Origin of the sequence: Mycobacterium sp. SMC-18 (assembly GCF_045310895.1) — a bacterium.
Taxonomy (GTDB): Bacteria; Actinomycetota; Actinomycetes; order Mycobacteriales; family Mycobacteriaceae; genus Mycobacterium.
Map to the genome: position 1 here is coordinate 1 of NZ_JBJIAL010000074.1, position 10,935 is coordinate 10,935.

The 10,935-nt window shown below is 61.4% G+C and carries 8 protein-coding genes and 1 pseudogene; 4 read left to right on the top strand and 5 right to left on the bottom strand.

Going from position 1 to position 10,935, the window contains the following annotated elements; translation table 11 throughout:
- Positions 1-75: 75 nt before the first annotated feature.
- Positions 76-477, top strand: a pseudogene (locus tag ACJH6J_RS29215) (IS630 family transposase); the annotation flags it as partial.
- On the opposite strand, the gene ACJH6J_RS29220 reads toward ACJH6J_RS29215, so the two are convergent.
- The 4 genes from ACJH6J_RS29220 to ACJH6J_RS29235 all read right to left on the bottom strand — a co-directional run bounded on the left by ACJH6J_RS29220 (position 466) and on the right by ACJH6J_RS29235 (position 4,797).
- Entirely contained in the window at positions 466-972 is a 507-nt protein-coding gene (locus tag ACJH6J_RS29220) for a TniQ family protein (RefSeq protein ID WP_406804949.1), read from the bottom strand. The pseudogene ACJH6J_RS29215 and the gene ACJH6J_RS29220 sit on opposite strands and share 12 nt — an antisense overlap.
- A 2-nt stretch (positions 973-974) precedes the next feature.
- Entirely contained in the window at positions 975-1,988 is a 1,014-nt protein-coding gene (locus ACJH6J_RS29225) for a TniB family NTP-binding protein (protein ID WP_011891572.1), read from the bottom strand.
- On the bottom strand, positions 1,976-3,928 hold the full coding sequence (locus ACJH6J_RS29230; protein WP_036372924.1) for a Mu transposase C-terminal domain-containing protein: 1,953 nt from the start codon (positions 3,926-3,928) through the stop codon (positions 1,976-1,978). Before ACJH6J_RS29230 ends, ACJH6J_RS29225 begins: the two co-directional genes overlap by 13 nt.
- A 137-nt stretch (positions 3,929-4,065) precedes the next feature.
- Entirely contained in the window at positions 4,066-4,797 is a 732-nt protein-coding gene (locus ACJH6J_RS29235; protein WP_235718637.1) for a TnsA-like heteromeric transposase endonuclease subunit, read from the bottom strand.
- A 238-nt stretch (positions 4,798-5,035) separates the two neighbouring features.
- On the opposite strand from ACJH6J_RS29235, the gene ACJH6J_RS29240 reads away from it, so the two are divergent.
- Positions 5,036-6,166 carry a tyrosine-type recombinase/integrase gene (locus ACJH6J_RS29240; protein ID WP_082902162.1) on the top strand — a complete coding sequence of 377 codons (1,131 nt, stop codon included), beginning with the start codon at positions 5,036-5,038 and terminating at the stop codon, positions 6,164-6,166.
- A gap of 388 nt (positions 6,167-6,554) precedes the next feature.
- Here the strand turns inward: ACJH6J_RS29240 and ACJH6J_RS29245 are convergent, their stop codons facing one another.
- Positions 6,555-7,613, bottom strand: coding sequence for a hypothetical protein (locus tag ACJH6J_RS29245; protein WP_406804950.1), 1,059 nt, complete (start codon positions 7,611-7,613; stop codon positions 6,555-6,557).
- A gap of 858 nt (positions 7,614-8,471) precedes the next feature.
- Between ACJH6J_RS29245 and ACJH6J_RS29250 the strand changes: the two genes are divergently transcribed.
- Both ACJH6J_RS29250 and ACJH6J_RS29255 read left to right on the top strand, forming a co-directional pair.
- Positions 8,472-9,254 (top strand): TnsA-like heteromeric transposase endonuclease subunit, encoded by a 783-nt coding sequence (locus ACJH6J_RS29250; protein WP_406804951.1) that lies wholly within the window; start codon positions 8,472-8,474, stop codon positions 9,252-9,254.
- A complete protein-coding gene (locus ACJH6J_RS29255; protein WP_406804952.1) occupies positions 9,251-10,933 on the top strand; it encodes a hypothetical protein in 1,683 nt (560 codons plus the stop codon). Before ACJH6J_RS29250 ends, ACJH6J_RS29255 begins: the two co-directional genes overlap by 4 nt.
- Positions 10,934-10,935 lie beyond the last annotated feature (2 nt).

The window sequence follows — 10,935 nt, forward strand, 5'->3', positions numbered from 1 at the left end:
GACTCGGCACCGACCGAATCAACTGGAACGGAGGTCGCCTGAAACAAGCCGATCCACAGGTATTGACAATTCCTCCTGCACGCACGCCACCGCTCCCAAGAGTTCTTGGCGTTCCTGCGCAAGATCGACGCCGAAGTCCCCGCCGACTTGGACTGCCACGTCGTGCTCGACAACGCCTCCACCCACAAGACCCCGGCGGTAAAGCGTTGGCTGACAAAACATCCCCGCTTCGTCCTACACTTCACCCCGACCAGCTCGAGCTGGCTCAACCTCGTCGAACGCTGGTTCTCCGAACTGACCACCAAGAAGCTGCGCCGCGCCACCCACACCTCGGTACGTCAACTCAACACCGACATCCGCGCCTGGATCCAGACCTGGAACGACAACCCACGCCCCTACGTCTGGACCAAAACCGCCGACCAAATCCTCGAATCCATCGGCAACTACTGCACCCGAATTAATGACTCAGGACACTAGCTCAACGATGTCGGGGGCATTGCGCTTGGCCAGGGCATGATGTGCCCTGGCAGATCGGGCAACAGCTGGATGGTGTTTCAGTGACATCTGATCGTCCCATCGCTGGGCGGAGGGGCCAATCCAGCGGCCGTGGCGATGACAGACGGTGAGGTGGTCGGGCAACCAGCAATGGACCGGCTGGGGCACCCCTCGCCGTGCTGTGCAGTACCGGCAAATCGGGCGGGCACGTGCCCGCTGGCGGGTGAGATCACGTTCATCAGCGGTCAGGCCCCGCAGTCGGGCGCAGAGGACATGTCGTGGGTAGCCGCTGAGGCGGGCGAGGCGCTCAGGGTCGACGTAATGGCTCTCGCGTGCGGCGTAGTCGCGCAGGCTTTGGGGTGGGATTCTGTTGGCGTGGGCGAGTCGGGTGGTGAAGGAGTACACGGTCTCATCGCGAAATGCGGTGACTGACTGCGGAAGTGGTCGTGGTGGGAGTCGGGGCCAGTCGGTGATCACTGCTATCCGGCGCTGCGTTGGGCTGAGGCCTGAGCCGCGTAGTCGATGAGGACGCTGTCCAAGCCCTCGCGGTCGATGTGTTCGGTGTGGTCCAGCATTGCCCGGATGGCTGCCGAGCGGATGAGGTGGGCGAGGCTTCCGATCATTCCGCCGGTGCGCTGGTGCAGGTGTTTCGTCTGGCGCACGAGCGTGCCCGGCTCGTGTCGGTGCAGTCGCAGGGTTCCCTCCATCGCGGCGACCAGAGCCCGCCACTCCTGCCCATACGGGAAGGCCGCTGTGTTGATGACACCGCAGCGCCCGGCAAGCTGGCGGCCGCGAGTACCGGTAAACACTCCGGAGCGTTCGACGTCAATGCCGGCGTAGACGAAGGTCGCGGGCAGGTGTTCGGTGAAGTACTTGAGGTGATCGGAAAGTTCTTCTCCGGCACGGGTATCGAGATTGAGGTTATGGATCTCGTCGACGACCACTATGTCGGTACGCGCATCGATGAGCACTTGGCACACCGCGTCGGCGATATCGGTGACGTTCATCCGTCGTACCGGTGGAAGCCCGAGGAAGCGGGCGAATTCCATTGCGAGCTTGCGTGCTGAGCCCTTCGGTGGAGCGGTCACGTAGACGACAGGGATGCGGGTTTTGTCCGAGTAACGGGTGCGGATCCGAAGTTCGTGGAACCGGCCGAGTTGTTTGATGGCCGTGGTCTTTCCGGTGGCTGCGCCACCGGAGACGATCAGCCCTCGCCGGGCGCCGATCTCGCGTTGATTCAGCAAAGTGAGCAGCTGACCCTCGTTGGTGATCTTCTGGATCGCCGAGGTGGTCACCACGACGAGCTCGGAATGGTGGGCCACCCTGGCCTCGTTGTAGGCGATCCGATCAGCATCGTCGAGATCGGACCAGTCTTGGTCGGGCAGCAAGGTGAATTCAGGCCGGTCAGCGTCAATGAACCGTCGCCACCCTTCCAGGGTTGTCGTCGGCTGCCGGCGCTCCTCGAGTTGACTGATCGGACTCACCAATGCCACTGCTCGGCCTCCTTACGTGCGTCGAACACCGGCAACGGGATGACATCAGCAAGATCGTCATCGTCGGAGTTCGCTGGCCTGTCGGTGCTCACCTCAGACGGTTCCTGGTTCTGGTTGGTGCCCTCGACACTGGGGTGTGGCCAGGACGGCTCGGGGATGGATCGGGCCCTGGCGGCTGCGCGTCGAGCTGCTGGCGGGTCCTGCTGGGTGTCGGGGCCGCGTTCGGCACGGTCCAGCAGGGCGTCGGCCGCCGCCGCGATCTCGGCTTCGGTCACCGGATCTGCGCCCCTTTCGGCGACGATCGCTTGGGCCTGTTTCCACACGGTGTCCCCGAACGGCACTGCAGCGGTGCGCATGTGGGTCCAGGTCGCGGTGATCCAACCGTCGTCGTGGTGATTGCGAACCCAAATCTGAGAGACGTCATAGGGGTCGTAATGAACCTCCCACCGGCCGTTGCGGGAACGAACCCCAGAGTCGACTCGCCGGTACGGGTTCAATGCCCGGGCATCGTAGGTCCGGTGATTGACCCGGATACCCGCTGAGCCGATGGTGCGCCACGTCGCGGGCAACAACTCGATGTAAGCATCAGCGCTCAGAGGCACCGGGACGTAACCAGCGACTTCGACCAGGGCCGCGAACTTCTCGTTCGGCGTCAGCGCTTTGCCCGGGGTCACCGGGTCACGTAGTCCGTCGTGGGGACGGTTCTGCCACACCGCGACGAGCCACTCATCGAGCAACGCCTGCAGTTCCACCAGCGACCACACTGCGTCCTGGTCGGCGTTCTTGCCGCGACGTTCCACGCTGGAACCGACATACCCGGCGACATACTGGGCGAACAATGTACCCACCGACTGCAGGGTGCGTTCCACCTTCGGTTTGTCGGTGGGCTGATCCGGATGAGCGGGTTGCAGGTTGATGCCCAGTGAGCAGCACGCCTGCTCAAATGTCTTGGAGAGAAACGCTTTCCCGTGATCACAGACGATGGTCTCGGGAGCGATCACCGGGCGAGCCGCGGCATCGGCGAGCCGTTGATCGATATCGGTCAAACGCCGATGCGGCAACACCGAGCGTGACAACCGCAACGCATCGGACCAACCCGGGCGCATCGGCTCTGGGGTCAGCGCCTTGGCCAACAGCAGCGCGGCATCGACGGCCTTGGTGGTGGGCCGCAGAACTGCCGCCGGGATCGAGCGGGTGACGTTGTCGACCATGGCGGTCAGCTCCACCCGATCGACTACACCGTCGTCAAGGACCACCCGCACGTCCAGCGGGGTGGAGTCGATTTCCACCATTTCACCGGGACGGGCCGCGGTTACCGTGCCGAAGGGGCCGTCGGGTTGCTTGGCCAATGACCTGCGAGTACGGGCGGAACCGAAGGTGTGTTTGCCTTCCTCCAGGCGTTTGACGAGCCGGTAGAAGGTCGCCTGTGACGGGGCCTTCGGGGCGTCGTCGGGACCGTATTCGGCCAACAGCGCCTTCTCCAGCTTGCGCTGAAGTCTGCTCACCGTGCCGGTTGATAGCTCAGTTTCGTTGTCGATCAGACGCCGGACCACGGCAACGACACGCTCATCGACACGGCCCAACACTGGACGTTTGGCGAGATAGCGGCCGTCCACCAATCCCAGAAGACCTTTGGCCTCGTAGCGAGATCGCTGACGCTGCAGGGTGATCAACGCCAGATCGTGACCGGCTGCTCGAAGCTCCTCAAGCTTGGTCAGCTCCCTCTGGCGAAGGGATCGGACCGCCGGATCGAACTCTGGCCGGATTGGCTGCCCAGGCGGACTTTCGGGTCGGCGCCCGGTCAATACCTCAACGATGTGCTGCTCCCACCATCGTGCGCGATCAGCGACCTCCTCGGGGACACCTTCGAGCGCCTCAACAGACCACAGCACCGGTCGTGACCCCGCCAGAACCTCCAGAGTCGAATCGGCCAATACCATCGACAGGGGAACGGTTGTGCGTTCACCAACAGCGTCGACAAGCCGTACCGATCCTCCGGCCAGACTTGCGACCGTGAAAACCCGTGAACCTAGACGGATTTCATCGCCTTCACGGATCACACCGCCTCGAAGCGAACTCATAACGCTGCCGCGCTCACTGCCGTCCGATCGTCGAGGACCGTCCGGGACAGATCGACCACCAAGCGTCGATGCCAGAGCAGATGGAACAGCACAGGCAGCACCACCAGCGGGTCGCCCACCGCCGTCGCGCCCTCCAGAAGGGGCTGCTCGCGGGCGAAACAGCTCAACAGTTCTGCCGCCACGCCAGGTCGCAACGCTCTCGGATGCCGGTACCCAGACAGCCACCGCAGGTTCGCCGCCAGCACAGGGTCCAATACACCGACGCGCCGGTACTGCCAGCCGGCCGCAATGCACACGACCTCCGAGCGGGCGAACAACTCCGCATCAGACTCAGGAATCCGGTCATCGGGACGAACATCGACGATCACGACCGTGCCGTCGGATCTGCGAGCGTAGTAGTCGGGCACATGATGACGGCCATCGGGCCATCGCAGCCGAAAAGGTTGGGAGGCAACGCCAACGGTTTCAGGATTAGCATCCAATGCCATCAGCTGATCCCGCTCAACCCACGATTCATAACCGATGTGCCGGCGCGTCGTCGCGAACCACCACAGCCCAGGAAAATTCCGTTGCCCACGAAACGACGGAAACGACCGCACCGGCTCGCAATCGACATCGAACCGGATCCCATGAGCCAACTCCAATGGAAGACGGGAAGTCCCATCCACGTCGGCTACCTCAAACACCGCATCGCACCGGCCCGCGGCAACAGCATCACCGGCCAGCATCGACATGCCCAGAACGGTACCGGCTGTATCAGATCAAATGAGAAAGGCGCGCCGATGTGTCACATCAAATGAGAATGCTTCAGATCGGATGAGAACTGACACCAGAACTACCTGACAGCGGCGGACAGTCCGCGCCTTCGAGGTCCAGCGTGAACCGTTGAATTCGTCACTGTGACGTTATGTAGGTGATGCAGCGTCCCCTGTTCACGCAGGCTGGAACCGCGTAGCACCCAATAAGATGGATAACGTTGATTATCCATCTTTTATCTGCGAGGCTGACCGTGTGCCGCACGAGACCGATCCCGGCTACTCCGTCACCGAAGGCGTTGTCGAAGCTGCTGCCGTCGCGCAGGCCGTCGAGGAGATCCCCCAGTGGTTCCAGCAGTTCTTGGATCACCGGCAGGCAAGTAAACCCTCGGCGCACACGATGAAGGCCTATCGCCGCGACTTCGTCGCCATTGCCAATCTGCTTACCGGTGGTGAGCCGGCCCGTCTCAGTCCAGCTGACATAACTCGCGATTCGATGCGTACAGCGTTCGCGGCGTTTGCAGCCGACCACGAGGCGGCTTCCATCCGACGCTGCTGGTCAACGTGGAATATGTTGTGCACCTTCCTCTATACGAACGAACTGTTGGCGGCCAACCCCATGCAGCTCGTTGCACGACCGAAGTTGAAGAGGCCGATGCCGAAAGCCCTCCCCCGAACAGCGGTTGAAGCCCTGCTGTCTGCCGTCACGCAGGAGTCCGATACTCGCCGAACAGACTGGAAAGAAAGAGATCTCGCAGTCATTCTCACTGCACTCCTCGCCGGACTGCGGGCCGAAGAACTCCGCCTGGTCGACGTCGGTGACATACGGACGCTCGACGATGGCTCCGCGGTGATTAATGTGAAAGGCAAAGGCGGCAAGGAACGCAACGTCCCCATCGAATCAGCCCTGCTGGAGGTGATCGGTACGTATATGGATAGTCGTGCCGGACGGTTTCCTCAGGGCAAGAAGCGCACATCGTCGCCGAAGAGTACGCCATTGTCGGGCTGGCCGGCTTCCGTACCGCTATTCGTCGGTCGAGACGGTGAACGAATGACGCGTGGCACCCTACAGTCACGTATCAAGCGCGCGTTTAAACGGGCAGGGCCGGACGCGCGCCCCGTACCCGGCGCCCTGGTGCACGGCCTTCGTCACACCTATGCAACTGAGCTCGCGACCTCGAATGTCAGCGTCTACACACTGATGAAACTCCTTGGGCACGAGTCGATGACGACATCGCAGCGCTACGTCACGGCGGCGGGGATTGAAACACGAAGTGCGGCAGCGCAGAATCAGCTCTACTCCCTACTGACCGAACAACGGGAGGACGATGGGACGAGCTGAGAACGAAGCGATCCATGTGCCCCAACGACTTAGAAAGACTCCGCAATGAGTAAGCGAGTGAGCCTGATTCTCCGCGATGCGGACGAGGCGATGCTCGCTCCCTTCCTCCATCGGGGCTCGCCAGCTTTCGAGGTCCTGCGACAGTGGGCACACCACAATGACTATGCCTCGGGCGACATCAGCTCGGATGCCGCTGTACTGCGGACTCTGCTTCGGGTGGGCGCAGAGGCTATGCACGAACAAATCCTGGATGCTGGCTACGCCCAGCTTGCGTCCGAGTTCAATGGCGCATCAAAAAGATTCGAGCGACTGGCCGCACGGGGTCGTTCTGCGTCCCAGACCGACGAGCTCAGATGAGCCCGCTTGCGCCCCGCAGCGGTCACACGTATCAGGGCCGGCAAGTTCCGCACGGCGGGATGGGCTTACGCACGGTGTTTGCGGCCCACTCTTCGGCGTCCGCCGAATGAATGGCGCACACCTTGACGTAGGCACCAGTCCACGGTCCGTTGTGCGGATTCTGACCGCTGATGGTGCGGCACGTGGCGTGATGCACCCGCGCGGTAGACACGCTGTAGTTACGGGCGATGTTCACGACGAAGCCTTCCGGGTTGGCGGCCAGCCAGGCCAGATAGCCAGCGTCGTCGTCCCGGAACTCGTGTGCGCGGGTGTGGTGATCCACTCCGGCGAGTGCATCGGCTGGCACGACGTCGATGAACTCGTCAACCGGACTTTGTGGGACGTCGAGCAAACTGTCCTCGGTAACACTCGCGGATTCGGCCGATGCGTAGATGCCCACCGCGACCTTGTTGCCGGCGTACTGGTCCACGATGCAGTGCAGGCCGAGCTCGGTGATTCGGCCGTCGCGGGGATGCCATGCCCGATCTGGCCGGGTACGACCCAGCAGGGGGTCGAGCGCGTCGATCGTCTGCTTCCAGAGGTTGAGCCAATTGCGGCGTGGACCGACCACGAAGGATAGTTCGAGCCGAACTGGTCCATCCGGTAGCACCGCAGCGCCAGAGACGGCGGCGTGGATAGCCTCCTTGTAGGCGACGCTCGAGGAAGAAGCTGCAGTGGTCGCGACGATCACACCAGCGGCTGTGGGTGCAGGAACTTCTCGGGCGGCACAGATCCGCACAGACGACTGTTCATCATTGCGCTTCGTGCACCACACCGACACCAAGTCGACATCGCGCAGGCGCGATGCGAGCGGATACGCGTAGTTATCCAGGTCGCTGGCATCGAGCAGGTCTCGTGAACTCGGTAAACCGACGTCGAGGCGCAGCGCCCACGGGCCCCTGATCCGTGCGCCAGCGATCAAAGCCTCCGTATCGTCGAGGTACTCCTGCAATCGGATCTGATCTGGATCGTCAGCCTTGTTCCACGATGCGAGCCGCGGGGCGACCCTCAGCTCCAGCGAGCGATTATCAGGGCGGGCAAACCAGCGCATCGGATCAAGATAGCGCGGCGCACCGACAGGCCTCGGGCGAGAACCAGAGGCACAGATTCGGAGACCCTGACGCTGCGAGTGTGGTGCCACGGTCGGTATGGCGGCGTCTTCGATGCAGTCGGCCGCGGATCTATCAGCAAACTCCGGAGTGCCAAGTCGATTTTATGTTAACTCCTTGCAAGGCAATCAGTTAACAGCAATTTGCTGGAAGGTCCAGCTCACAGGTGTTGCCTATAGGCAACACACTCGGACCCGCGTCGGCCAACTACACGCTGACGCTGGGACGCGGGTCAAAAGGCTTCTACCTTGCTAAACGCGTTAATTTAGTGTCTAGCAGTGGAATACAGACAGACCTATTCTCCAGGTTCCTGGGTTCCAGCAGCCATCGGCGTTTGCAATCAACCCAAGAAAGATTGCGGGATAGTTCGGCTCATCTCGGCAAAGCTGGTCAAAGTGGTAGTTGCTGCAACCCTTGTGCGATTCTGTCACTTTGTGCTCAACTGACGTTGCCAATTCCGGTGAGGAGGCAGGCCCTTCAGCCTGCGCATAAACGCACGGGGCTCGATGAGTGCGCCTATCGGAGGCAGTCGAACGTCCAGGTCAACGAGGAGGTGGCACCGCACAAGCGACTCAAATGTTTTCCGCTGACGGGGCATCAAGATTCCCCAGACGCTGAAAAAGCCGGGCTGGAATCCCGGCTTCTTCGGTGCGGCACTTGGCCGCTAATTGCCTACTTCACCCTTGAGAGGGAGACATGCTTATTTCAGCGCGCTTCCGGCACGATGTCAACCCCTGCTTTGCATCCTGGCCTCCGACCCCATCGCGGGCTGCAGGCCCCGATGGTTGGTGGAGACGGCAGTGACCCCGCCGCCGGTCCCGTCGGAAGGGCCACTGCCCGTCAATGACGCGCCCTACACGATGGTGCTTTATCAAGATCCGAAGACCGGGCAGCGGGTGCGGACCCGTCTCACACCTGAGGTTTCGCGTGTGTCATTTGAGCTATGCAGGCCTATCCGGAGTTTCCCGGCTTACCGGGGTCGCCGTTCCCATCAAGGCAAGTACTGGTTCTCGCGTTCACAAGGCCATGTCAGCTTTGAGTCGCGGTTCGAGATGACTGCCCTGATGACGGTCGACTTTCGGGGCGAGGCAATCGCGGTCAGCTCCAATCCGTTATGGCTGCTGTGGCCGAAGGGCCAGACGCACCACCGGCACGCCCCGGACTTTTTCATCCGAAGACGCGACGGATCGGCTCTCGTTGTCGACGTCAAGCCGGCAGATCGTCTCCGCGAGAAGGATCGGCTCCAGCATCAACGCACGCGCGATGTATGTCGCGAGTTGGACTGGGAGTACGAGGAATTCACTACGATAGACAAGACTGCAGAACGCAACCTACGTCTGCTATGCGCCTACCACCATCCGCGGTTCGCGCCGTCAGCAGAAGCACGATCCGCTATCGCGATCTGCGTGAAGCGATCGGGGCGCAACGGCGTGCAGTTCGGCGAGCTGATCGACAACGCCTCGGACGGTGCTGAACTCGACGAGAACCATCTCATCTGCAGCACGTACCACATGATCTGGAACCGAGAGATTCACGTCGACCTGGCCCGCCCGCTGACCTGGACCACGGTGATCACCTCATGATCGAACTGCATATCGGCGACATCATCGAACTCCGTGGCCAGAGCTGGCATATCCGCGACAGCGACGGACTGGCCCTTCGACTCAAATGTCTCGATGACGGCAGCGACCTGACCTTGCCGGTAGCGATGTTGCTCTGCGACGACTCCTTCGTCGGTCCCGACGCCTCTGGACCAAGTATCGCCGATCAGAGGCTGCTCGACCTCGCCACCGACGAACAGCGACGAGATGCCCAGTTCTGGTATGAGCACCTCTCCGGCATCAAACACGCCATCGAACAGCCGGCTCAAGGACAAGCCATTTCGGGTGCCCCGATAGTGACTGTACAAGAACGACTTTCGGAGAAAATATCCGAGCTACGAACCCTAGGGCGGCCGGTCTCCATGACCACCATGTGGCGCAAGTGGCAACGCTTCAACAATGCGGGCCTGCTCGGATGTATCGATCAGCGGGGTATGCCGGGTCATGTCCGTCTGTCCGGGGTGCACGAGCGTGTGATCGTCGTCCTGGAGATGGTGAAAGCGCACTACGTAGACAAGTCGACGCCTACCAAGAAGCAGATCCTCGAAATCGCAGAGCGCCGCCTTCGTGACGACAACGTGCCGGTGCCGTGCAGGTCATCGTTGTACGCCCTACTCGCCGCACTTGACCGCGGTGAGCACACCACCGGTGACGCGACGTCGCGCCGCAGTCACGCGAACAGCCCCAACCGAGCGTTCTCGAAGATTGTCGCGTTGTATCCAGGCGAAGAAGTGCAGCTCGACTCAACACCACTGGACGCAATGGCCTTACTGCCCGATGGTCAACCATGCCGCATCGATTTGGCTGCCGGCATCGACGTCGCAACACTGAGCATCACCGCGGCAATTCTCCGCCCGAACGCCTGCAAAACTGTGGACGCTATCGAACTCTGGGCCAACTCCTGTATCCCGCAACAGATGTTGCCAGGCTGGATTGAGAATATGACCGTCGCACGAAGTTACCTGTCGGACAAGCTATCCCCCCAGATCGATCTCGATAGGGCACTCGAAAACAAACCCATCATCGATGTGCGGGGTGTCGTAGTTGACCGTGGCAAGATCTTCGTCTCACCGGTCTTCGAACGAGCAACGGAACTTCGGGGAGTGCACCCTCGGGTCGCACCTCCGCACCAGCCCACCGCCAAGCCTCATATCGAACGCTTGCTCAAGACCATCGGCGACGACTTTGTCCGATGGATTCCGGGATACAAGGGACGCTCGGTCAGCCACCGGGGCCGAAACCCGGAGAAGGATATTGTGTGGCCGCTGTTTGTACTCCAGGCGCTGCTCGACGAATGGGTCATCACGGTGTATCAGAACCGTCCCCACTCGGGGCTTCACCTGACAGCGGCCCCTCGGATGCAGCTCTCTCCCAATGCCATGTATCGAGCGATGTCAGAGATGACACCAACTCCAGTACGGACGATGACACGCGACGATTGGATCTCGCTGAAACCACACGAGTTTCGTCGTATCAATCGCTATGGCGTCAACTTAGAGAACCTCGTGTACAACTCCGACTCGCCACGATTTCACCAGATGCGACGAACGAAATCGTTGAATTCCAGACAGAATGGCAAGTGGGAGGTGAACCGTCCCGGGTTTCATGCACCCTCAGGTTTCTGTGATCCGGCCGGTCTACCGGTCACGAGTTGGGAATAGTA